The organism is Streptomyces noursei ATCC 11455 (genome assembly GCF_001704275.1).
Taxonomy (GTDB): Bacteria; Actinomycetota; Actinomycetes; order Streptomycetales; family Streptomycetaceae; genus Streptomyces; species Streptomyces noursei.
The window spans coordinates 414,144-436,877 of record NZ_CP011533.1; the positions used below are offsets into that span (position 1 = coordinate 414,144).

At 68.3% G+C, this 22,734-nt stretch carries 22 protein-coding genes and 1 pseudogene; 8 read left to right on the forward strand and 15 right to left on the reverse strand.

Going from position 1 to position 22,734, the window contains the following annotated elements:
- Positions 1-18: 18 nt before the first annotated feature.
- The 7 genes from SNOUR_RS01760 to SNOUR_RS01790 all read right to left on the reverse strand — a co-directional run bounded on the left by SNOUR_RS01760 (position 19) and on the right by SNOUR_RS01790 (position 7,357).
- Positions 19-993: a GlxA family transcriptional regulator gene (locus tag SNOUR_RS01760; RefSeq protein WP_067357546.1), complete on the reverse strand. Its 975-nt coding sequence runs from the start codon at positions 991-993 to the stop codon at positions 19-21.
- A gap of 77 nt (positions 994-1,070) precedes the next feature.
- Positions 1,071-1,502: a helix-turn-helix domain-containing protein gene (locus tag SNOUR_RS01765; protein ID WP_067343224.1), complete on the reverse strand. Its 432-nt coding sequence runs from the start codon at positions 1,500-1,502 to the stop codon at positions 1,071-1,073.
- A gap of 208 nt (positions 1,503-1,710) precedes the next feature.
- The gene (locus tag SNOUR_RS01770; RefSeq protein WP_079142058.1) at positions 1,711-3,117 is read right to left on the reverse strand and encodes an aldehyde dehydrogenase family protein; all 1,407 of its coding nucleotides are present in this window, start codon (positions 3,115-3,117) and stop codon (positions 1,711-1,713) included.
- 57 nt (positions 3,118-3,174) lie between these two features.
- Positions 3,175-3,921 (reverse strand): transposase family protein, encoded by a 747-nt coding sequence (locus SNOUR_RS01775; protein WP_067342830.1) that lies wholly within the window; start codon positions 3,919-3,921, stop codon positions 3,175-3,177.
- 310 nt (positions 3,922-4,231) lie between these two features.
- Positions 4,232-4,498: an acyl carrier protein gene (locus SNOUR_RS45930; protein ID WP_067343229.1), complete on the reverse strand. Its 267-nt coding sequence runs from the start codon at positions 4,496-4,498 to the stop codon at positions 4,232-4,234.
- A 798-nt stretch (positions 4,499-5,296) separates the two neighbouring features.
- Positions 5,297-6,673 carry a S53 family peptidase gene (locus tag SNOUR_RS01785; RefSeq protein ID WP_067343231.1) on the reverse strand — a complete coding sequence of 459 codons (1,377 nt, stop codon included), beginning with the start codon at positions 6,671-6,673 and terminating at the stop codon, positions 5,297-5,299.
- A 549-nt stretch (positions 6,674-7,222) separates the two neighbouring features.
- Positions 7,223-7,357 carry a hypothetical protein gene (locus SNOUR_RS01790; protein WP_312631654.1) on the reverse strand — a complete coding sequence of 45 codons (135 nt, stop codon included), beginning with the start codon at positions 7,355-7,357 and terminating at the stop codon, positions 7,223-7,225.
- A gap of 73 nt (positions 7,358-7,430) precedes the next feature.
- On the opposite strand from SNOUR_RS01790, the gene SNOUR_RS01795 reads away from it, so the two are divergent.
- Positions 7,431-7,973, forward strand: coding sequence for a GNAT family N-acetyltransferase (locus tag SNOUR_RS01795; RefSeq protein WP_079142062.1), 543 nt, complete (start codon positions 7,431-7,433; stop codon positions 7,971-7,973).
- A gap of 127 nt (positions 7,974-8,100) precedes the next feature.
- Here the strand turns inward: SNOUR_RS01795 and SNOUR_RS47805 are convergent, their stop codons facing one another.
- From SNOUR_RS47805 to SNOUR_RS01815, 5 genes are all read right to left on the reverse strand, one after another.
- Positions 8,101-8,229 (reverse strand): hypothetical protein, encoded by a 129-nt coding sequence (locus SNOUR_RS47805; RefSeq protein WP_312631657.1) that lies wholly within the window; start codon positions 8,227-8,229, stop codon positions 8,101-8,103.
- Between the two features lie 591 nt (positions 8,230-8,820).
- Entirely contained in the window at positions 8,821-9,789 is a 969-nt protein-coding gene (locus tag SNOUR_RS01800; protein ID WP_067343237.1) for an alpha/beta hydrolase, read from the reverse strand.
- A 162-nt stretch (positions 9,790-9,951) separates the two neighbouring features.
- Positions 9,952-10,305 (reverse strand): UBP-type zinc finger domain-containing protein, encoded by a 354-nt coding sequence (locus SNOUR_RS01805; RefSeq protein WP_067343239.1) that lies wholly within the window; start codon positions 10,303-10,305, stop codon positions 9,952-9,954.
- Complete coding sequence (locus SNOUR_RS01810) at positions 10,302-11,777, reverse strand: ATP-binding protein (protein ID WP_067343241.1); 1,476 nt, start codon at positions 11,775-11,777, stop codon at positions 10,302-10,304. Before SNOUR_RS01810 ends, SNOUR_RS01805 begins: the two co-directional genes overlap by 4 nt.
- Positions 11,774-13,450 (reverse strand): NAD(P)/FAD-dependent oxidoreductase, encoded by a 1,677-nt coding sequence (locus SNOUR_RS01815; protein ID WP_067343243.1) that lies wholly within the window; start codon positions 13,448-13,450, stop codon positions 11,774-11,776. The genes SNOUR_RS01810 and SNOUR_RS01815 overlap by 4 nt, the downstream gene beginning before the upstream one ends.
- A 299-nt stretch (positions 13,451-13,749) precedes the next feature.
- On the opposite strand from SNOUR_RS01815, the gene SNOUR_RS01820 reads away from it, so the two are divergent.
- Both SNOUR_RS01820 and SNOUR_RS01825 read left to right on the forward strand, forming a co-directional pair.
- On the forward strand, positions 13,750-14,481 hold the full coding sequence (locus SNOUR_RS01820; RefSeq protein ID WP_067343245.1) for an SDR family oxidoreductase: 732 nt from the start codon (positions 13,750-13,752) through the stop codon (positions 14,479-14,481).
- Positions 14,482-15,104: 623 nt separating this feature from the next.
- The gene (locus tag SNOUR_RS01825) at positions 15,105-15,455 is read left to right on the forward strand and encodes an antibiotic biosynthesis monooxygenase family protein (RefSeq protein ID WP_067343247.1); all 351 of its coding nucleotides are present in this window, start codon (positions 15,105-15,107) and stop codon (positions 15,453-15,455) included.
- Positions 15,456-16,281: 826 nt separating this feature from the next.
- Here the strand turns inward: SNOUR_RS01825 and SNOUR_RS42315 are convergent.
- A protein-coding gene (locus SNOUR_RS42315) for an IS5 family transposase (RefSeq protein WP_162494992.1) occupies positions 16,282-17,099 on the reverse strand; the annotation gives its coding sequence in 2 pieces (ribosomal slippage) (positions 16,282-16,748 and positions 16,748-17,099; 819 coding nt in all).
- A 380-nt stretch (positions 17,100-17,479) separates the two neighbouring features.
- Here SNOUR_RS42315 and SNOUR_RS42320 point away from each other — a divergent pair.
- A complete protein-coding gene (locus SNOUR_RS42320; protein WP_079142064.1) occupies positions 17,480-17,938 on the forward strand; it encodes a TetR/AcrR family transcriptional regulator C-terminal domain-containing protein in 459 nt (152 codons plus the stop codon).
- 39 nt (positions 17,939-17,977) lie between these two features.
- Here SNOUR_RS42320 and SNOUR_RS01845 read toward each other — a convergent pair whose 3' ends face one another.
- Positions 17,978-19,006, reverse strand: a complete 1,029-nt coding sequence (locus SNOUR_RS01845) for an aldo/keto reductase (RefSeq protein WP_067343252.1) — start codon at positions 19,004-19,006, stop codon at positions 17,978-17,980.
- A 131-nt stretch (positions 19,007-19,137) separates the two neighbouring features.
- On the opposite strand from SNOUR_RS01845, the gene SNOUR_RS01850 reads away from it, so the two are divergent.
- Together SNOUR_RS01850 and SNOUR_RS01855 are read left to right on the forward strand one after the other, a co-directional pair.
- A complete protein-coding gene (locus tag SNOUR_RS01850; protein WP_067343253.1) occupies positions 19,138-20,007 on the forward strand; it encodes a helix-turn-helix transcriptional regulator in 870 nt (289 codons plus the stop codon).
- Positions 20,008-20,170: 163 nt separating this feature from the next.
- A complete protein-coding gene (locus tag SNOUR_RS01855) occupies positions 20,171-21,145 on the forward strand; it encodes a hypothetical protein (RefSeq protein WP_067343255.1) in 975 nt (324 codons plus the stop codon).
- Between the two features lie 262 nt (positions 21,146-21,407).
- On the opposite strand, the gene SNOUR_RS01860 is transcribed toward SNOUR_RS01855, so the two are convergent.
- Positions 21,408-21,818, reverse strand: coding sequence for a RidA family protein (locus SNOUR_RS01860; protein ID WP_067343257.1), 411 nt, complete (start codon positions 21,816-21,818; stop codon positions 21,408-21,410).
- Between the two features lie 158 nt (positions 21,819-21,976).
- On the opposite strand from SNOUR_RS01860, the gene SNOUR_RS01865 reads away from it, so the two are divergent.
- Positions 21,977-22,360 carry a hypothetical protein gene (locus SNOUR_RS01865; protein WP_067343258.1) on the forward strand — a complete coding sequence of 128 codons (384 nt, stop codon included), beginning with the start codon at positions 21,977-21,979 and terminating at the stop codon, positions 22,358-22,360.
- A 16-nt stretch (positions 22,361-22,376) separates the two neighbouring features.
- A pseudogene (locus tag SNOUR_RS47815) lies at positions 22,377-22,676 on the forward strand (hypothetical protein); the annotation flags it as partial.
- Between the last annotated feature and the right edge of the window lie 58 nt (positions 22,677-22,734).

Genomic DNA, 22,734 nt, shown 5'->3' on the forward strand with positions numbered 1-22,734 from the left:
TCCGGCCCCGCGCGGGGCTCATTGTCTGGTGATGTCGGACAACCGCCCCCGGAAGGCACGCCGGTAGGCGTTGGGGGTGGTGTTGAGGGACCGCACGAACTGGTACCGCAGGGCCGCCGCGTTGGCGAATCCCGTACGGGCCGCGATCACCTCCATCGTCTCGTCGGTGTTCTCCAGCAGCCGCTGGGCGTTGAGCAACCGCTGTGCCAGCAGCCAGCGGTAGGGGGTGGTCCCCGTCTCCGTCCGGAAGCGGCGGGCGAAGGTGCGCGGCGACATGCAGGCCCGTGCCGAGAGTTGCTCGACGCTGATCTCCTGGTCCAGGTGCTTCTCGGCCCAGACCATCACCTCGCGTACGCCGTCCTCCCCGTAGTGGGCGACCGGTCGCTCGATGTACTGGGCCTGGCCGCCTTCCCGGTGCGGGGGCACCACCATGCGCCGGGCGATGGCGTTGGCGACGTCGCTGCCCTGGAGCTTGCGCACCAGATGGAGGCAGGCATCGATGCCCGCCGACGTGCCGGCCGAGGTGAGGATCGGGTCCTCGTCCACGTAGAGCACTCCCGGTTCGACCTGGGCCTTGGGGTAGCGCTCGGCGAGTGCCTGGGCGTACCGCCAGTGCGTGGTGCAGCGTCGTCCGTCGAGCAGCCCGGCGGCGCCCAGGACGAAGGCGCCGACGCAGACGCTCACCACCCGGACCCCGCGGGCCACCGCCTGGCGCAGGGCCTCCAGCAGGGCGGGCGGGAAGTCCCTGGTGTGGAAGTTGTCCCCGACCGGGATGGCGATGAGGTCGGCGTCCTCCAGCCGGTCCAGACCGTAGGGCGTGCTGATGGTGAACCCGGGCACCGCCCGCACCGACGAGGACTCCGCGGCGACGAGCGCGAAGTCGTACGCGGGCAGCCCCTCCTCCCGTCGATCGATCCCGAACACTTCGCATATGACACCCAGCTCGAATGGATGAACGTTCTCGAGCAGGACGGCGGCTACGTTCTTCAGCATGGGACCCAATGTGGCAGTAATGCGTGGGGTTCTGACAGTCCTCACGCTGTTCCATGGCCGGATCGGCCCTCATAATCTCAGCATGGACCTGAATCGGTGGGGATTCCCGCACTCGAACTCGTGGGTCTCGTGGGTGGTGAGGCATCGTTGAAGGCCCCGTCGAGGGAGACGATCCCGCCCCGGATTCCCAATACGACAGCTTGCGTGCGGTCGGATACGCCGGCCTTCGTGAAGACGGCGGACAAGTGGTTCTTCACCGTCTTTTCGGAAATTCCGAGCGCCCTGGCGACGCGGCGATTGGAATTCCCCTGGGAGATGAGCACCAGAATCTGGCGCTCACGGGCCGTCAAGAGGTCGAGCGCCGCCCGGGCCGCGAGGACCCCCGCGGAGGGGGACGGCCCCGCGGCCGCCCGTAAGCCCTTTATCAGCTGCTCCTGGGCTTCGAGCGCGTCCTGTGCCTCACCGAGCGCCTTGTACATGTCGGCGACCGCTGCGGTCAGGGCCGCCACGGGCCGCGACGGTGCACCGCAGAACTCGCAGCACCGCTGTTCTCTCAATTCCGCAACGGGCCCTCGCGCAACACGTGACATTCGAAGAACTCCCTCCGCCGATATGGATGGATCGAATCGCGCTTCTCCGTAATGCTCGGGTTCCACCGCAAAGATCGGGCCTCTCCGCGGGGCTCGGGGGACGGTGCGTGTGGGTCGAGGGAACGGGTCAGACGGGAATCCGCGTGTGGATCGCCACCGTCTTGCACCGCGTGTATTCGCGCAGCGCCTCCAGACCCTTCTCCACGCCGATTCCAGAGCGCCGGTAGCCGCCGAACGGCAACTCGACTCCCCCGGCCGCGCTGTAGTCGTTCACGAACACCTGGCCCACCCTCAACCGCCCGGCGAGCCAGTGTGCCGTGGTCACGTCGGACGTCCAGATTCCGGCGGCCAGCCCGTACGTGGTGTGTTCCGCCAGTGCGACCGCCTCGTCCAGTGTGTCGAAGACCGACACGCACAGGACCGGGCCGAAGATCTCCTCGTTGAAGACGCGGTGCCGGGGCGTCACCCGGTCGAGGAGGGTGGGCTCCACGTAGAAGCCCTCGGCGTACGCCTCTCCTTCGGGCACTCCGCCGCCGACGACGACCTCGGCGTCCCGGCGTCCCTCGGCCAGGTGGGCGAGGACCCGCTCGCGCTGTTTCGCGGAGATGAGCGGTCCCATGTCGGAATCGTCGATGCCCGGGCCGATGCGCAGGGCGCGGAACCTCTCCGCCAGCGCGGCCACCAGTTCGTCGTGCACGGAACGGTGGACGAGCAGACGGCTTCCGGCGCTGCAGTTCTGCCCGGCGTGCTCCGTGATCGCCTCCACGATCTGCGGCACCGCCCGCGCGGCGTCGTAGTCGGGGAGCACCAACTGCGGTGATTTTCCCCCCAGTTCGAGGGTGACGGGCACGATGTTCCGCGCGGCCGCGGCCATGACGGCCTCGCCGACCTCCCGCGAGCCGGTGAACGCGATGCGGTCCACGTCGGGGTGCGCGGCGAGCGCGGCTCCCGCTTCCGCTCCGTAGCCCGGTACGACGTTGAGGACGCCCGCCGGGAGTCCCGCCCCTTCGACGAGGTCGGCCAGGCGGAGCGAGGTCAACGGCGCGTCCTCGGCGGGCTTGAGGACACAGCAGTTGCCGGCGGCGAGGGCCGGGGCCAGGGTCCTGGCGGCGATCTGCAGCGGGTAGTTCCACGGGATGATGTGCCCGCACACGCCGTACGGTTCGCGCAGCGTGAAGGCCAGTCGGTCCGGCCGCTGCTGGATCGTTTCGCCACCGAGGGACTCGATCGCGTTGGCGTAGAAGTCGAAGTACCGCGCGGCGACGTCGACGTCCGTGCGCGACTGACTGATCGGCTTGCCGGTGTCGAGGGTCTCCAACCGGGCCAGTTCCTCGCGTTCGCTGCGCAGGGCGTCGGCGATGCGCCGGCAGACCTGGGAGCGCTCCACCGGTGTCGTGAACCGCCACACCGACTCGTATGCGTGCCTGGCGGCGTCCACAGCCGACTGGACCTCGACTGGACCGCACCGGGCGACACGTGCGAAGGGGCGGGCGTTCGACGGATCGAGGACGTCGATCCACCGTCGGGTGGGCACTCTCTTCCCCGCGATGACAGCCGCGTGCTCAGGTAATCCTGCTTCACTGAACCTCTTTCATCCTGAATAGCTGCAGGTGAGAAGGGTGTGGATGGCCTGTACGGTGCGGCTGATGCGGTTGGTGGAGCATCGGGCCCGGCGGAGGATCCGCCAGGACTTCAGCCGGGCGAAGGCCCGTTCGCCCGGCGCTCGGAGTCGCGTGTGGACGCGGTTGAACTGCTGGTAGTGCTCGGGGAGTTCGCGGTGTCTGTAGTACGGAGTGCGCACGGTGGCGCCGGCCCCCTGGTAGGCCCGGTCGGCCAGGACCAGGACTTCCCTGGTCAGGCAGGCCTGGACGATGCCGTGGGCCCGGGCAGCGGTCAGATCGTGCGCCCGCCCCGGCAGCGCGCGGGAAAACCACAGCGGGGTCCCGTCCGGTGCCGCGACGACCTGGACATTCATGCCGTGCCGCTTGTGTTTCTGGGAGTAGTATGGCTCGTCCGCCTTGATGCGGTCGGTGGGGATGAGCGTGCCGTCAACGATGACGAAGTCGCCCTCACCCAGCCCGACCAGGGCCTCGCGCAGGCCTGGGGCCCAGGCAGCGAGGATCTCGAGGGTTTCGTCGACGTATCGCCAGGCCGTGGACTCCGAGACTCCAAAACCTGCTCCGACCTGGGCGAACGTCTCGTTCTTCCGGAGATGCACCAGCACCAGCAGGGCCTGCTTGAAGCACCCCAGCCTCCGCCAGGGCGACTTCAGCTCGCGCCGACGGGCGTGGATCAGCCACGAGACGTGCTCAACGAGCTCGTACGGGACATCGAGCATGGCAGGATACGGAACCAACAGAGCCCCTTGGCGCCGGTGTCGAGTGAGATCAACACCCCAACGACAAGGGGCTCTGCCATGTCACCCACCACCCCGCTGACCAGGCCACTTCACCCCCACGGAACAGGATGAAAGAGGTTCACTCACACATACCGACAATACCTGCCCCGCGACTGTCGGGCCAGCCGCTCACGTTCGGTTCGGCGTCCGGAGGACTGAGAGTGTCCTGCCCGATCAGCTGGCCGCGGCGCTCCCCAAACGTTCCCAAATGACCGGGTATTCAGGGTGCCGCAGCGGCACCCAGCCGCACCTAATCCAGGACGGAAGGCTTGGAATCCCCGCGCGGAGCGGCACCTTCGCCGGACGGGACGAAGTGCGTGGCAATCTCTTCGAGCGTACTGTCGAGCGTCACACCACTCTCATCGAACCGTAGCCCCGTCCTTTCCGTGATCATCACTGTCAGCTCCGCCAACGACAGCGAGTCCATTTCGAGTGCTCGGGCCGTTGATTGGGGATGGACCAGGTCTGACGATATACCGAACTCCTGGACCAACAGGCGGGAGAGTGTCTCGTACATTAGGGAACACCCTTCTCGTACCGATGTCTTCTCGGGCAACACAGACCACGGACTTACCATGGACTCCGGAAGTTCAGTGGAGTCTGCCACCGCGGCCCTTGCGTTTGCGCGGCGCCGTTGAGGTTCAGGTGGCACGTCAGCTTTCCTGCTTGAATTCTGCGCGGGGAGTAATACGCTCGCGCACGCCGACACTTCCTGTCCGCGACTGGCTCCGACCAGCCGCCTTATTGATTCTGCACCCGGAAGGCGGTGGCCGCCCGCCCGATCCGCCAAACGGGATAGTCCCTCAACTGGCCTTGTCGAGTTTCTTGGGCGCAAAATCATGCTCCGCGCCGGGCGACTTCCACACGGAACCACCACCTCCTGGTACTCCAGCCGCAGATGTGGATCTTCATGATTGAAGGGCGGCTTGGCGTCGGCGGTGGCTCCGTCGGGCGCGGGCTTGGTGGCGTCGGCGCCAGGTGGACCAGCGCAGGCGCTCGGTCCACCTGCCGGGCGAGCTGCGGCTTGGTGGCGAACCCGCGGCGGTGCGCGGGTGCCTATGAGCTGAGTCCGTAGTGTGGCGGTCCCGGCGACCGGGGCCTCGTTCTCCGGCCCGTGACCGGCGTGTACGCCGGGCGCCATCGCATCAGACTCATGGCTCGTCGATGTCATCCGGCTGGTGCAGGGGCGCATTGCGGCCAGGGGCTGGGCGACTGGTGGAGCCGTCTGGCGCGGGTGTGGCGACTCGCGAGGAATCCCGCACAGCGGTGCGGTCCGGGCCCAGCGAGGCCCGGACCGCGAGAGGCGGTGTGCGCGTCAGCCGCGGTGGCTTGCCCGAGCGAGGGCCGGGACGAAGCGGGCGGCGTCCACGGTGCCGACGCCGGTGGCCATGTCGTAGCCGTTGACGGCGGTGTAGCCGGTGACGCCTTCGTAGCTGTTGTTCGTACCGTCGTTGACGTCGACGATGCCGGTGCTCTTGTCGTGGGCGGAGCGCTTGTAGAGCGTGTACAGCGCGTCGTTGATGTTGCCGAGGCGGCGGCCGGCGGCCTGGTCGGCGAGGGCGACGATGCCGGAGAAGAGCGGAGCCGACTCGCTGGTGCCGCCGGTGATGCCCCAGCCGGTGGCGGTCGGGTCGTAGCTGGAGTAGATCCAGGCGCCGCCGTCGACGGCGGCGGTCATCGAGATGTCCGGGGTGCCGCGGCGGTCGCCCACGGTGCTCTTCACCGCGTTCTGGAAGGCCGGGCGGGTGAAGACGTGCGACTGGCCGCCACCGCCCGCGCCGTGGTCGTTGTAGACGCTGTCCGGCTTGATGCGCTGACCCTGGTCGTTCAGGTGCAGCTGGGTGCCACCGACCGAGGTGACCAACGGGTCCGAGGACGGCCAGGAGTTGACGCGCTCCTTGTAGAAGCCCTTCCCGTCGGCGGTGTTGTCGGTGGCACCCCCGTCACCGGAGGAGGCGAGGACGGTGACGTGCTTCTTGGCGGCCTCCTTGAAGGCGTACCGCAGGTTCTTGATACTCGAGAAGTCACCCTTGTCGAAGCCGGGGAACGTGTTCTCGGTGGCGCCGAAGCTCTGGCTGATCACATCGCCGACGCCACGTTTGATCATGGCTCTCTCGGCGTCCATCATCTCCGGCAGACCGGTGGTGCCCTCGGTCTCGGAGACCGCCGTCTCCACCAGGACGATCTTCGCGTCGGGCGCCACGGCGTGTGCCATCTCGACGTCGAGGGTGGTCTCGCCGGCCCAGCCGGTCATGTCGGGGTTCTTGGGGTCGAAGGCAGGGACGTTGCCCCACTTGACCACGTTCACCATGGTGCTGGGGATGCCGAACTGCTTGCTGTAGACGTCCAGATCGTGCTGGACGGTCGGGGAGCCGAAGGAGTCCACGATGACGATCGTGCGGCCCTTGCCCGTGATTCCCTTCCTGTACAGCGCGTTGAGGTTGTACGCCGTGCGGTACTGGAGGGGGTTGTAGCAGGCGAGCTTGAACTTGGCCCGGCACTCCGCGATGGACAGCGGGCTGCCCACGCCGTGCACCAACTGGTGCCCGGCGACGGCCGGGACGGCCTTGGTGTGCGGCACTGCGGCGGTACCGGTACCGGCGAGCGGGGTGGTCGCCAGAGCGACGACGGTGAGGGCGGCGGTTGCGGCCGTCGTGGCCGCGGCGCGTCCACGTGGGCGGGCTATGCGCATGAATTCTCCCTGAGTGGGCCTGAGCCGCACAAAGCGGCTGTCTTGATCCCATCGGTTAAGTCATGCTCAGGACAAGGCATTTACATGCCCATATCGAACGCTTTGCCGAAATGCGATGGTTGGGCGCTGGGGGAAGCGGCACGGAGCGGGCGCCCGCCGTGGCGGGGAGCGTCAGCAGGAGCGGCTCCTCCCGGCAGGAACCGCACCGGACCAGGCGTGGGGGGGGCTCCGCCGCAGCGAACACCTGCCGGTGTGCCGACCAGGCGAGCCGGGTCGTTTCAGCATGAGAACACCGCATCATCCGCGGGCGCGCCGTCCATGCCGTGTGCCCGCCGCGTCGGCTGCGAAAATCGCTCTCCGTTCGCCGGAGCACAGTGTCAGACATCCGGTGCGCCTGAGACGTCAACTGCCTTGCTGGCCTGGTGACTTGCCGCAACCAGCGGCGGTTGCTCGATGAGCACCCGGTGGCCGGGGGCGCGGTTCCACACGCGCCCCACGAGATACAGGACAAGCTGTGGCTTCATGCCGAGGCGGCGGACTGGGGCGAGGTCAACTCGGCGTCTGGGCCTCCAGGTCCACGATCCGCTCCGCCTGGCGCCATGGCCCCTGGTTCTGGACGGCCTTGCTGCCCAGCCTCTCCACGCCGCTGAAGGTCCTGATACCGACCTCGACAACATCAACCATCCACCCGAACACTTCACGGCCGAGGCTGTGGTGAGGATGGCGGTGAGCCCATTTGGTGATCCAGAATGATTGGATGGTCACGCTTGAGACTCCCCGTTTGATCCTGCGTCGCTGGCGCGAGGAAGACGTTGCGCCCATGGCCGCCATCAATGCCGATCCCGAGGTCATGCGGTGGATCCGTGACGGCAGCGTTCGTGACGAACAGCAGACTCGCGGAGGGATCCAGGCATGGGAGCGCGAGTGGGAGTCACAGGGCTTCGGCCTGTTCGCCGTGGAGATCCGGTCCACTGGCGAGCTGGCCGGGTTCACCGGTCTTTCGGTGCCCGGCTACTTGCCGGAGATACTGCCGGCGGTTGAGGTCGGCTGGCGGCTGGGACGTTCCCACTGGGGGCAGGGCTTGGCCACCGAGGCCGCTGCGGCCGCTGTCCGGTTCGGGTTCGAAGAGCGAGGGCTGGAGCGGATCGTCAGCATCACTCAAGTGGGCAACGACGCCTCCGAACGGATCATGACCAAACTGGGGATGCATCCGGTCCGTGAGACCTTCAATCCCACCGGCGGCCGACGAGTCCGGGTGTTCGAGTTGTCGTCGGACCAGTACGTCACAACCGCTCGTTGACGGCGGCAACGAGGACGGCAGCCTCGCAAGGTACCGGCGCGGGAACGCGTCCTGCCGCTTGCCGGCCCGCTGAGACGGGCTCTCTCGCGGTGGTGGATGCGTTCCCGCGGCCGGGCGAGGTGGTTCCTCAGGCGCCGAGCAGGCGCATGCCGTCCTGGGCTCGGAGGACGGTGCACAGGTCGCGTAGGGCGGTGGCGACGTGGTCGATCTCGGTGTCGGTGAGGTGGATCGACGGTTCGAAGCGCAGGGTGTTCACGGCGCTCGCCGTCGGGAAGATCCGAAGGGAATGTGTGCGCAGGAGATAGCCGGCAGCGATATAGCCGAAGAGGTTCGCCTGCTCCCGGCCAGCGTCCGGAAGGGGAGCCGGACCGATGCCCCTCCCCTCGTAGTGTGGATACGTCCGCTATGAGGAAGTTTGATGGCGGAGATGTCCAAGAAGTACGACGCGGAGTTCCAAGCTGGGGCGGTCCGGATCGTTCGTGAGACGGGGAAGCCGGTAGCCCAGGTCGCGAGGGCCTGGGGATCAACGAGGGCACGCTGGCCACGTGGATCTCCCGGGACAAGGAGACCACCCGCGCTGGCCTGGATCCGGACGAGCGGGCCGAGCTTGCTCGGCTGCGCCGGGAGATTCACGAGCTGCGGATGGAACGTGATGTCCTCAAGCGATCGGTGGTCCTATGGGTAGAAGAGGCGGCGAAGTGACGGTTGCGGACTTCATCGCCGACCAAAGGACCAGCCACAGCGTGCCGCACGCCGTCTCCTGCCGGGCCCCAGCGCCCGTGTACGAGCCCGGCAAAGGCCGCCCCCTGCCGACATGCAGAACCAGGACCTGACGCAGCACCACCGCCTAGCCCTGGGCTGTTCCGAGGGCGTTGCGCAGGAACGCCGTGGCCTGGTCGATGGCTCCGCGGGCGGCTTTGGACCGGCTCAGCGAGTTGAGCATCATGAAGTCGTGGACCGTGCCGTCGTAGCGCACGGTGGTTACCGGCACGCCGGCCGCTCGGAGCTTGGCGGCGTATGCCTCGCCCTCGTCGCGGAGCACGTCGGCCTCGTCGACGATCAGCAGGGCGGGCGGCAGGCCGGTGAGCTGGTCGACGGCGGCGCGGTTGGGAGATGCGGTGATCTCCGCGCGCTGGTCCGGGTCGGCCGTGTACGCGTCCCAGAACCACTCCATCAGCTTGCGGCTCAGGTAGTAGCCAGTGGCGAACTGGTCGTAGGAATCGGTGTTCATGGCCGCGTCCGTGACGGGGTAGTACATCGACTGCTGCACGAACGTGACGTCACCGCGTTCCTTGGCCATCAGGGCGAGTGCGGCCGTCATGTTTCCGCCGACCGATTCCCCGGCCACTGCCATGCGCTGGGCATCCAGCCCCTTGGACGCACCCTCGCGGACGATCCACTGCGCGGTGGCGTAGCCCTGCTCGATGGCCACGGGGTAGTGCGCCTCGGGCGACGGTGTGTACTCCACGAACGCCAGCGCCGCACGGGCGCCGACCGCCAACTCGCGCACCAGGCGGTCGTGCGTGCCGGCATTGCCGAGTACCCAGCCACCGCCGTGCATGTACAGCACCACGGGCAGCGTTCCCGTGGCACCCCGCGGTTTGACGATGCGAACCCGGACGTCTCCCACGGCGGCGGGAACGGTGACCCACTCCTCGTCGGCTGGCAGCTTGTCGACCGGTGCGGCCTGGAGGTCGTCGAGGACCTTGCGCGCCGCGGCGGGTTCCAGCTCGTACAGGAACGGGTGTTGCGAGGTCGCGTCGGCGATGTCCTGTGCCTCGGGTTCAAGGACGATTGATGCGGTCTGAGCAGCCATGGGAATGCTCCCTGGGGTCCGAGTGACGCATGGTGACGAGCACAGCCGGCTGGAGAGCGGCGCGCTGCGGTCGGGCTGTTGGGTGACCGGCAGAGCCTGCACCCTTGTTCAAGCCACAGATGGGCGTGTGTATGTCCATTCCAGTCATCCCGCCGCCGGTTCTCAGGGGTGGAGCAGGTCCGGCCAGTTCTGCGGGACACGGTCGGCCGGTCCCGGGGTCGGTTGGGCGGCCGGGTGGCTGGTCGGCGGGGCCAGTTCGGGCCCGGACTCGTACAGCACGTCGGTGGCGTAGTTCCAGTACCACTCCTCACCCGGCTCGAAGCTCTGCACCACGGGATGCCCAGAGGACTTCCAGTGGGCGGTGGCGTGTTGGGCCGGTGACGAGTCGCAGCAGCCGATGTGGCCGCACTGCGCGCAGCGTCGGAGATGGAACCACCAGCCCCCCGCTGCGTCGCAGTCCGCGCAGCCGGTACTGCTGGGCGGGACGCCCGCCGCGATGCCGTCGATGTCGGTCATACGGACTCCTCGGTGGTCGTGGTTTCGGCCTCGGCCTCGGCCTCGGGGGCGGTCAGCGGCAGCAGCACCTGGAATCGCGTGTCGCCCGGTACGGACTCGACCTGGAGGCTGCCGTGGTGCTTGTTGACGACGATCCGCCAGCAGATGTCGAGGCCGAGGCCGGTGCCCTCCCCGACGGGCTTGGTGGTGAAGAAGGGGTCGAAGATGCGGCTGCGGATGTCCTCGGGGACGCCGGGGCCGGTGTCGCGGAACTCCACGAGGAGTCGGTCGCCTTCCCTGGCCGTGCGGACCGTCAGGGTGCCGTCGTGGCCCGTGCTGCCGATGGCGGCCACCGCGTTGTCGATGAGGTTGGTCCACACCTGGTTGAGTTCCGCCGGGTAGGCGGGTACTTCGGGGAGGGAGCGGTCGTAGTCCTTGACCACCCTCACCCGGGGGCCGATCTTGCCGGACAGCATCAGTAGTGTGCTGTCGAGGAGTTCGTGTACGTCGACGTCCCGGTGAGGGGCGCGGTCGAGCTGCGCGTACTGCTTGGCCGCGTCCACCAAGTGGGAGATGCGGGTGGTGGAGTCGTCGATCTCGTCCATCAGCAGCTCGGTCTCGACCGTGTAGCTGAGCCAGCCGACCGCCCCCGGCAGGACGTCTTCGCCCACGGTCGCCGCGACCTGGTCCAGCCAGTCCGTGTCCAGCCCGGCCTGGACGAAGACCGGCGCGATCCGCCAACTCTCCGGGATGCCGTGCTCCTCCAACCAGTCGGCGAGCTCGTCCTCCCGGTCGGACGCCTCCAGAGGGGTCAACACCGGTGCCTTGGCGACGCGTTCGGCGGTGCGTTCCTGGAGCTCGATGAGCTCGACCAGGGCCTCTCGGGAGTAGCGGCCCTGGGCGATGACCGCCAGTTTGTTCCGCATCCTGCCGACCCGCTCACGCAGCGCCGCGGTGGCCCGGACGGCGGCCGCGGCCGGATTGTTGAGCTCGTGGGTGAGTCCGGCGGACAACGATCCGAGCGCCAGCAGGCGTTCCCGCTGGCCGACGGCCCGCTGGGTGTTCTTGGAGCCGAAGAAGAGCCCCTCCAGCAGGTGCGTCGGCATCGGGAACCACTCCCGCATGACGTCCGCGAACGACCGGGCGGGCAGCACGAAGAACCGGGTGGGTTCGGTCACCCGCATGGAGTTGATGTACGTCTGCGGGACCTGGTCGCCCAGATACGCCTGCATGGCCCCCGCGTACACGCCGCGCTGCGAGGTCCGGCTGACCTCCACATCGTCGCCGCCGACCCGGCGGGACAGTACGACGGTTCCCTCGACCATCACGTAGAAGCAGGTCGCCGGGTCGCCCTCGGTGTACACCGGGCCGGGTTCGAACCGTTCCATCCGTCCCTCGGAGCACAGCCGTCCGAGCTGCTCCGGGGAGAGCTTCTCGAAGAGGAACAGCGAGCCGATCTCGTGCGGGTCGCAGGCCATGACCTGTGCGCTCATGACTGCTCCAGGAAGCGGTGGACGAGCATCACGGCCATGGCACCCTCTCCCACGGCGGACGCGACGCGCTTCGCGGACCGGGCTCGCGCGTCGCCCGCCACGAACACACCCGGGACGCTGGTCTCCAGGTGGTAGGGCGGCCGGTCCAGTGCCCATTCGGCAGGGGGGCGCCCGTCCGGCGTCAGATCCGGTCCGGCGAGGATGAAGCCGTTCTCGTCGCGCAGCACGGTCCCGCCGAGCCAGTCGGTCAGCGGGGCGGCACCGATGAAGACGAACATCCACTGGGCATCGACGACTTCGGTGGCGCCGGTCACGGTATCCCGCAGGGTCAGCCGTTCCAGGTGCTCCTCGCCGTGCGCCTCCTCGACGACGGTCCGGGGCCGCACGGTGATGTTCGGGGCCTCGTCGATCTGCTGGATCAGGTAGTACGACATCGACGCTGTCAGGGACTCCCCGCGCACCAGCATGGTCACCGACTTCGCGCCCCGTGCCAGGTACACCGCCGCCTGCCCGGCGGAATTCGCGCCGCCGACGACGTACACGTCCTGGCCCTCGCAGGACGACGTCTCGGTGAGGGACGAGCCGTAGTACACCCCGCAGCCGGTCAGCTCGTCGCATCCCGGCGCCTCCAGCTGCCGGTACGACACACCGGTCGCCAGGATGACGCTGTGCGCGGCGACCGCTGAGCCGTCGGAGAAGCGCACGACGCGCGCCGGACCGTTCACCTCCAGCCCCGTGACCTCGCGAGCGGTGAGGATCTCGGCACCGAAGCGGCTCGCCTGGCGGCGGGCACGAGCGGTCAGCTGCGCACCGGACACGCCGTCCGGGAAGCCGAGGTAGTTCTCGATGCGGGAACTCTGGCCGGCCTGTCCGCCGGTCGCCGACCGCTCGACCAGTACGGTCCGCAGCCCCTCGGAGGCCCCGTACACCGCCGAGCCGAGTCCGGCCGGGCCGCCGCCGATGATGACGAGGTCGTAGAACGCGGCGGTCGGCGTGGTCGCGAGCCCCACGTGGGCGGCCAGTTCGGTCGACTCCGGCTCGATCAGCGCGGTACCGTCCGGCGTGATCACCAGGGGAAGCCGTAGGCCGTCGGCCCCGGCCGCCGCCAGCAGCCGCTGTCCCTCCGGTTCGTCGGAGGAGTACCAGCGGTACGGCACCTGGTTGCGGGCCAGGAACTCGCGCGCCCGCGAGGAGGGGGCGGACCAGCGGTGCCCGACCACCTTGGTCGCGGGTACCGGCCGGTAGTCGCTGGACCGCCAGGCCGTGAGGAGATCGTCCAGGACGGGGTAGAGCTTCTCCTCGGGCGGGTCCCAAGGCTTGAGGAGATAGTGGTCGAGGTCGACGACGTTGATCGCGTCGATGGCAGCGTCGGTATCGGCGTAGGCGGTCAGCAGCACGCGCCGCGCCCCCGGGTACACACCGAGGGCCTGTTCGAGGAACTCGATGCCGTTCATCTGCGGCATCCGGTAGTCGGCGAGGATCACGGCCACCAGGTCGCCGCGGAGCTTCAGCTCGCGCAGCGCCTCCAAGGCGGATCCGCCGGACTCGGCGCGTACGATCCGGTAGCCGTCGCCGTAGCGGCGCCGCAGGTCGCGGGCGATGGCGCGGGAGACTCCCGGGTCGTCGTCCACCGTCAGGATGACGGTCCGCGTTGCGTCGGTGGCCTGTGCCATACGCCTCCGCCCTGCGTACTCCCGACGGCCGGCACGACGAGCTGCCCGAGCCCGCTCCCGACCATCGTATGTTCGATCGAGCCGGACCGCTTCGGCTGCTACGGTCCGTGCGGCCTGGGTGACCTGACGGTGGCAGATCGCTGCCGAGCCGGAGCACCACCTGGTGTGCCGCCTCGGAGCTCAGCAGCCCGGGTATACGTCACGGGGGCGCCGGCTGCCCGGGCGCAGCCCGCGTGCGCCACACACCACGCCGTCGCAGGCTGGGGCATGACCCAGCGGTACGCGACGAGAGGTGACCGATGAAGTTCGCAGTGATCGGCGGTACGGGCCTGATCGGATCGCAGGTCGTGAAGAAGCTGAATGCGGCAGGGCACGAGGCCGTGCCGCACGCCATGTCCACGGGCGTCGACGTGATCACTGGGCAGGGTGTGGAGGAGGCGGTGGCCTGCGCCGACGTCATCGTCAATCTGACGAATTCCCCGACGTTCGACGACGCCTCCCTCGCCTTCTTCCGGACCTCGATGGAGAACCTGTTGGCCGCCGGCCAGAAGGGCGGGGTCGGGCACGCCGTCATCCTCTCGATCGTCGGCACGGACCAGGTACCCGACCTCGCCTACTACCGGGCCAAGACCCTCCAGGAGGACATCCTCAAGGCCGGGCCGGTCCCGTACTCGATCGTGCGCGCCACCCAGTTCATGGAGTTCGTCGCCGCGGTCCTGTCGTGGACCACCGAGGGTGACGTCGTCCGTCTGCCCACCACCCCGATCCAGCCGATCGCCGCCCAGGACGTCTCCGACGCCGTCGCCGAAGTCGCCGCGGGCACCCCCCTGAACGGCACTCTCAACGTCGGTGGGCCCGACGTCTTCCCCCTCGACGACCTCGGACGGATCACCCTGAACGCCCGCCCCGACGGTCGCCGCGTCGTCACCGACGGCACCGCCGGCATGTTCGCGGCCGTCAACGGCGACGTTCTCACCACCAAGGGCGACGCCCGTATCGCCCCCACGCACTACACGGACTGGCTCTCCTGACCCGGCCCGCCAACCGCAGGAGGTCTCCCCCATGGCGAACGACGAACCGACGGCGGGCGGCGCCGGGAGCCGGCCACGCTCGGAAGCGTGCAAGACGGCGCTCACCGTGCTGCAGTCGGCGAAACCGCCGTTCGTTCCGGATCCGCAGCCCGGTGAACGTCTCCACCCACGATGACTGAGCCCTCAACACCCCACCCATACGAAGAAAATGCCCGCCTCACCACCTTCTGCAACACACTTCAGGGGGCGCGCATCTGGTCGTGGTCCAAGACCATCGCAGCTTGCGGGGCTGATGCCCGTCTGGGGTACCGGCCCGACGATCTGCGGCTGGGTTCCCACAGATTGACGGAACGTCACCACCCCCGCGTTGGCCGCGAGCCCGCACCCTCGGCATCCGGTGTCATCCCCAGGTCTGACACGGCTTCGCGCGGTCCGACCGAAGTCGCCCATCGGAACGGGAACTGCGGCTGACTTCACGGCCTGCTCACGCCGGGACGATGGAACGGTCCCCAGGAGGCCGTACCCCTACGGACAAGCGAGCGTCGTGAGCGTCGCCGGATCCAACACGGCGGTGTCCGGTCTCGACGCCGTGGGACAACCGACAGCGAGAGGACGTACCGAAGATGGCCAAGCTGCAGAGCCTGGACCCGAACACACCGATGTTCGCGCAGTTCAAGGAGAAGACCGGACCCATCGTCCTGGCCAACACCTTCTTCGTCCCAAAGGAGAGGGCCGAAGCATTCCTGACCCTCTTTCGAAGGCAGGCGGCGTTCATGAAGGCTCAGCCGGGATGCGTCTCCCTGCAGATGCACAAGGGAACGGCGGACAGCCAACTCCTGATGAATGTCGCGGTCTGGGAGTCGACCGAGGCACTCGCCACGGCGTTCGGCAGCCCGGAGTTCCAGCGCATGGCCGCCGAGTTTCCCGACGACATCGTGTCGTACCCGCACATCTTCGAGCGGATCGACGTATGACACGGCAGCGGACGCTGCCGCCGACCGCCTTGCCTGTGGGGGGGATGAACTTCGACAGCTGCCGACTTCTCTCCGCCGGCATGCCCGAAGACGACGCCTGAAGACGTATGCCTTGGCAGCGCGGACCGGCCTCGGGCGGGTCCGCGGACTGCCTGCCCGTTGGATGCGAGACGCGGGCCGAGAGGCGGGACCAGGCGAGGAACGCCGGTGGCTGGAAGGCTATTTGCGCCGCAGCGCGGCATTCGGAACCACCGCCACGGGCACCGGGAATCGGTGTGCCCGGTCCCGCACCCGAGAGGGCCGGGCCGGGCCGACTGACCGTACCGACGATGGGCCGGATCGGACGTCTTCGTCCTCCAACTCGTTCAGCGTGGCCAGACACTCGCTCGGATACCGGTTGGCAGCGACCTGGGCGAAATCTCCAGCGGCCGCCTACGCGGAGCTACCCGATGGACCTCGTCGGCATCCAGTCCGACCCGCGCGAGCAACACCCTCCACTGCTTGCCAACTCCGTACACCCTGATACACACCATCCCCGCGGATCGCATCATGGTTGTGCACGGGTAGGAACTGACCGAGGGCGGCGCGTCGGAGGGCGAAGCCGGACAAGCCGTGTTGCGCCAGAGGCAGCAAACATGCACACGATGCATTCCGCCCCGGGGCGCCGGGGGGAGCGCGGATCGGCTCCCCGGTTTGACCTGTCCTCCGCGGCGGAGCGAACCCGTCATCTACCACTGTGCACAACCGGGTTGCTGCAACGGAAGACGGTGGAACTGGATCTCCACGGATGACGTTTAGGTGGGCATGCGCATCTCTCTAAGAGGTCCTAACAAAGGCGTCGGACATGTCTGTAGGTGATGAGACATGTGGCGAGCCCGAGGAAGGCTTCATGGATGTCGTCCCGTCGCTCCCACCGGATGCGCAGGCGACGGAAGCCGTGCAGCCAGGCGATCGTTCGTTCGACGACATACCGGAAGATGCCCAGGCCGGAGCCGTGTGGCTCGCCTCGTCTCGCGATCACGGGACGGATTCCGCGCTGCCACAGCAGGCGCCGGTACTTGTCGTGGTCGTAGCCGCGGTCGGCGAACAGCGCGTCGGGCCGGTGCCGGGGCCGGCCGACAACCCCGGCGACGGCGGGGATCTTGTCGAGCAGGGGCAGGAGCTGGGTGACGTCGTTGCGGTTGCCGCCAGTCAGCGACACCGCGAGCGGGATGCCCTGGGCATCGGTGACGACGTGGTGCTTGCTGCCCGGCCGTGCGCGATCGACCGGGCTGGGACCGCTTTTGGGCCCCTGCGGGCCGCCCGCACATGGGAGGAGTCGATCACCGCCCGCGACCAGTCCAGCTTCTTCGCCGACCGCAGCTTCTTCAACAGCAGCACATGCAGCTGATCCCACACCCCGGCCTCGTTCCACGCGGCCAGCCGCCGCCAGCAGGTCATGCCCGAACCGAAGCCCAGCTCCTGCGGCAGGAACTCCCACTGGATGCCGGTGTGCAGCACGAAAAGGATCCCGCACAACGCCTGCCGGTCCGGCACCCTCGGCCGCCCCTCGACCAGCTTCGGCCCCGGCTTGGGCAGCAACGGCTCGATCAGGGCCCACAGTTCATCCGACACGATCCACGGCCGCGACTGACGTTTCCCCACGACCAGACCAACGACCGGATAGACCAACAGTCACATGATCAACCACTTCTGTTAGGACCTCTAAGACGTGTTGTGGAGTGCCACGGCATCCGCTTCGCCCACGAAGCAGGGGCCAGGAGGCCCCCCGGAGGCAGGTTGTTCGGTGGGATCTGGACCTTTGACAGCTTCACGCTCACGGTGGACGGACAAGAGGTGGAGGGGCCCGGGTTCGCCCATCCGTGGATGGAGTTCCGTGACGACGGGACGATTGCGGGGGATTACGGCTGCACACCGTTTCGAATGAAAGCCAAGTTGGAGGCGAACACACTGACGTTGGGGGAATCCCTGCCGGCGCCCACTCCTACGGCGACACCAGCTCCGTCCACCGACACGACGGACTCATGCCAGACTCCGGAAAACCAGCAGAAGGAAAGCGCGAGTCGCACCGCAAGCTCTTTCCTCTCCTCACGGCGATCTCGTGCCAGGTGGCGTGCGCGCAGACCGCCAGCAGGATCGATGGCGGCGTACTCGCACTGGTCGCGCATTCCCTCCTGAGGACGAACTCCCCCCGGGTCGCGGGGCCGTTGGATGACATCAGCACCGCCTGCTCGAAACGGCCTCCGACGAACTCCTCGCGCAGTCTCGGCGAGCCGCTTCCCGAGGCGTTCCCCGACCGGCTCAAGGAACTGAGCCGCCGCTCCCGCGCGGCGCTGCTCTCCCACCGCGACGCCGCCAGAATGGTCGCGGGCGTGTGCGTCGCCGAGCCCCACACGCTGCGCTACGCCGACACCGTGATCGCCACCCTGCTGGCGGCCGGCCACTCACACCGCACGGCCGCGTGGACCCACTCACACTCATGACTCTGTCGAGCCGCACCACGCGGGTGCCGGCAGCCCCGGTCAGCGGCGGCGCAGCGCCTTGTCCGTGAGCGCGGGCGGATCGTAGTGGGTGACGTCGTGGTTGAGGTCGGTGCCGGGTGGCACGATCTCGTCGACGCGGTCGAGGATGTCGCCACTGAGCACCGTTCCTGCGGTGTCCAGCAGCGAGGTGAGCTGGTCGTGGGTGCGGGGGCCGATGATCACGGAGGTGATCGCGGGGTGCGAGAGGACGAACCCGGTGGCGAGTGCGGGCAGAGTCAGTCCCGCGTCGGCGGCCACCTTCCTCAGCTCGGTGACCGCGGTGAGCTTGGCGGCGTTGCCCGGCAGGCTCGTGTCGAACAGCTGTGGCAGGAAACTTGAGCGGGTGGCCGCGCTCGGTGCTGCGCCGTCGGGACCGCCGTACTTGCCCGACAGCCAACCGCCCGCGAGAGGGCTCCAGGTGAGCGCGCCCATTCCGTACTTCTGCACGGCGGGCAGCACGTCCCGCTCGATGGGGCGGGCCAGCATCGAGTACGGCGGCTGCTCGCTGCGGAAGCGGACATGACCGCGCTTCTCGGCGACCCACTGGGCCTCGACGATCTCCCCGGTGGGGAAGGTGGACGAGCCGATCGCCCGGACCTTGCCGGAGCGCACCAGGTCGGACAGCGCCGACAGGGTCTCGTCGATGTCGGTGTTCGGATCGGGGCGGTGTACCTGGTAGAGGTCGATCCAGTCGGTTCCGAGGCGGCGCAGGCTGTCCTCGACCGCACGGACGATCCAACGCCGGGAGTTGCCACGCTGGTTGGCGTCCGGCCCCATCGGGTTGTGGAACTTGGTGGCGAGGACGACGTCGTCCCGGCGGCCTTTCAGGGCCTTCCCGACGATCACCTCGGACTCGCCGTCGGAGTACATGTCGGCGGTGTCGATGGTGTTGATGCCGGCGTCGAGGGCAGTGTGCACGATGCGGACGGCCTCGTCGTGATCCTTGGTGCCCCATGCGCCGAGCATCATCGCGCCGAGGGTGTACTCGCTGACGGATATGCCGGTGCCGCCGAGGATCCTGCGGTTCATACCTGCTCCCATGCCCTTCGTGTACCTGGTGTCGGAATCCACCCTGCCCGCCGGCGCCCACACCAGCCAGGCCCGGCCGACCCTGGTACCCGCAGGGCCAGGCTGGACCCGACATGCCGGAAAATGGTCCGATGCATGCTGAGCCGGAGATCAACGCGTTCCTGAAGGCCCGCCGGGCGACCCTCGACCCGACCGACGTCGGCCTGCCGCCCGGCGGGACACGGCGCAGGGTGCGCGGGCTGCGCCGCGAGGAGGCCGCCCGGCTGGCGGGCATCAGCGTGGAGTACTACACACGCATCGAGCAGGGCCGCGGCGGGAACGTCTCACCGGAGGTGCTGGACGCCCTCACCCGCGGGCTGCGGTTGACCGCGGCCGAGCACGAATACCTGCGGAACGTGGTGCACCGGGCAGCGCGCGGCGGGACCGCGTGCCGCCCGGTCCGGGAGGCACCCCAGGTCGTGCGGCCCGGCCTGCACGCGGTGCTCGACGCGATGGACGGCGTCGCGGCCCTGATCTACGGCCGCGCCATGGACGTGCTGGCGTACAACCGGCTGGGTGGGCAACTGCTGTACGGTTTCGCGCGGCAGTCACCGGAGGAACGCAACATCGCCAGGCTGATGTTCCTCCACCCGGACGTGGCGGCCAGGCACCCGGAGGCGGCGCAGATCCGCCGCGAAGTCGTCGCCGAGCTGCGCGCCCAGGCCGGCCGTACCCCGGACAGCGATCGGCTGTGCGAGGTGGTCGGCGAACTGCGAGAACAAAGCCCGGAGTTCGCCCGACTGTGGGAGTCACAGGAGGTCGAGGGGAAGGGATACGGCGTCAAGCGCATCCAGCACCCGGAGTACGGGCCGCTGGAACTGCACTTCCAGGCAACGCGACTGCCCCCACCGGACCAGGAACTGACGATGCTGCTGTACGCGGCAGAGCCCGATTCGCCGTCCCGAGCAGCACTGCTTGCGCTGTCGGGAAGAGCCACACCTCATGCAGACGCTGTTGGTTAGGTTTTGGGCCCCGGGCGCTTGTGAGGACAGCTCGCGTGCCCGGTCCACCCGGAGGTCTAGGTCGGGCTCCGCCGTCCGGCGGAGGTGGACGCTCCCAGTGGCGGACGTGTACGAGCAAGGTGATGCCCGAGGCTGGAGGTCCTGCCGAGGAAGGGGTATCCGGGTGGAACGCTGGGAACGGGTTGGACGATGCGCGGGATACGGGGCGGCGCTGGCGATGTCGCCCTACTTGTTGATCAAGGTGTCATGGGTCGTCGGTTCACTTCTGGGACTGGCGCCGATCGGACAGGGTTTCAACCTGACCGAGTGGTTCCTCCTCAACACCGTGACCATCGGCATGGCGGGGATCGGCATCGCCCTGTCGCTCGCCCTGGTGCAGCCCTGGGGCATGCGGATACCGGGGCGGCTGGTGGCCTTCTGTGCCTGGACGGGAGCAGGGTTCCTCGTGTCGATCTTGCCCTACGCCGTGCTCAGTGCGGTGCTGGATGCGGGTCACGGCGGCGCACCGAACAGCGGGGGCGACGACGCTGCCATGCCTGGCTGGGAAGGCGCACTGATCCAGTTCAGCTTTGTCGGGATGGGGCTGGGTCTGGCCCTTGCGCTCCCCGCCTACCCGCGGCGGCGCTGGCCGGAAGCCTTCACCGCGCGAGTCGGGGACGACAGCGGTAGGGCTGCGCCATGGGCCGCTGCCGTCGCAGCCGTCGTCGGTCTTGTCTGGGCATATTGGGCAGTTGGTGGCAGCCTCGGAGTCGCGCATCCGGCGCAGAGGGACACCAATGGGTACCTGCTGACGGGCGTGGGTGCGCTCTGGGCCCTTGCCGGATCCGCCGCCGTCTGGATGCTCGCCCAGCAAGACCCTACGCGAGGGCCCCACCGGCGCCTGCTGATGCTCGGTTGGCTCGGGTCAGGCTCGCTCTTCGCGTGGAGCAGCTGGAAACTGCCCATCACGCTCTTCGTGGCACTGGCCCACCCGCACGACGTCCCCTTGCCGGAAGACCCCGCCGTCGCTGCGGTGCTTCACCTGGCTGCGGTCGTGGCGGGAGTCGGCATGCTGAGATCACTTGTCGGCTCGCGTCCACGCACCCCTGCCGGCACCAGCCCAACGTCCCTGCACGCATCAGGGCCGGGTCGATACTGATGGCGAAGCCCGCCAACGGATGCCCTCAGTCACGCCGACCGATCCGCAGGAAGCGACAATGACTCCTTCACCGAAGGCACGGGTCGTTCTCGACGGCTCCGGAGGTCTTGAGGCCAAGTGCAACCTCGACGTCGAATGCCATGCGCTGTCGGTCAGCCGTGTGGACGACGAGTCCGTGATCAGGCGAAGGCCGCCCCGGCGTCCGGCACATGACCATCCGGGCGAAGCAGTTCGAGACCTTGTTCGAGGCACCAGGCGCCGCTCAGTCGGGCAGCGCGGCGGTGAGGTCCACCTCGACCAGCTGCCCAGCGAAGCCCAACTGCGCAACCCCCAAGAGCGTGCTGGCGGACGTGAACGCCGGTCCGAGGACGGAAGCGGTAAGCCGGCCCCAGGCGATGCCCAGGTCCTCCCTGTCGTCGCTCCGCACGTAGATCACTGAACGCACCACGTGCTGTGGCTGGGCATTCACCGCCGCGAGGGCGGCGAGCGCGTTCGCGACGACCTGGTCGACTTGCATCTCGAGGGCACCCGGACCAACGAGGGAGCCACACGGATCGAGCGGGCACTGCCCCGCCAGGTAAGCCGTTCGGCCGGCCTCCACAACGGTGATGTGGTGATAGCCCGGCGTCTCATGTAACCGGTCGGGGTTGAAGCGGGTGATCTTCGCAGTCATGCCACGAGTCTGACGAGCCTGCCGCAGAAACGCATCACGATTTGCCCCACGGCACGACCAGCCGTCACGGCATCAGGTTAAAGAACAAGTTCAGGGGCTGTCCCGCGACTGCGTGTGAGGCTGGTGCATGGGTGGATCGGCATGGCTATGGTGCCCGCATGACCGATCAGGTGGCTGACGCGAGTGGCGCCCCGCTCGCCAGGCCGGAACTGCACACGGTGCCGCTGGAACTTGAGCGGGAGGTGGCCGCCGATCCCGCCGAGGTCTTCGACCTCCTGGTTCCCCAGCTTGCGCCCGACGACGGACACACGAAGTTCGCTGTCTACCCACATTGCCTCACAGCTGTCATGCAGGGCGACTGGTGGTACCGGGGGGAATATCGAGTGACTGATGCGCCTCGGGGTGCGAGGGTCTCGTACACGGTGGTCAACGTTGCGCAGGAGCAGTACGAGGCTGGGAACCTCATCAGCAAGGGCACTGTCGCGGCGGCACCCGACGCCTTCGCACGTCGCCTCGATGCTCTTGAAGAATCGCTGCGTTGAGGTGAGATGATCTTGGGTGGCTGGTGTTCTCACGACGCCGGAGCCGTCGTGGATGGTCCCGTTCACCGGTCTGAACCCGCGGGAGTTCAGCAAGCCGATCATCGCGCTGCGGCGTGAAGGAGCGGACCCGGTCTGCAAGGGCCGCCCCAGGCGGCCTGCCACTGGAGGACCGGGTCCTGCTGGTCGTCGCAGGTACTCCACCAACCACCAGGTGGTCATCGACGCCGACGCCCGACTGGTCGTCGTAGTGGGCCGGCCGGTGCCCGGCAAACGCAACGACCGCAAGGGAGAATGGGCAGGTCAACACGGTGCCGTAGATCATTCACGGCGCCGTCGCCGTCAAGTGGCAGCGGTCCGCTGCCGGAGACTGGGGC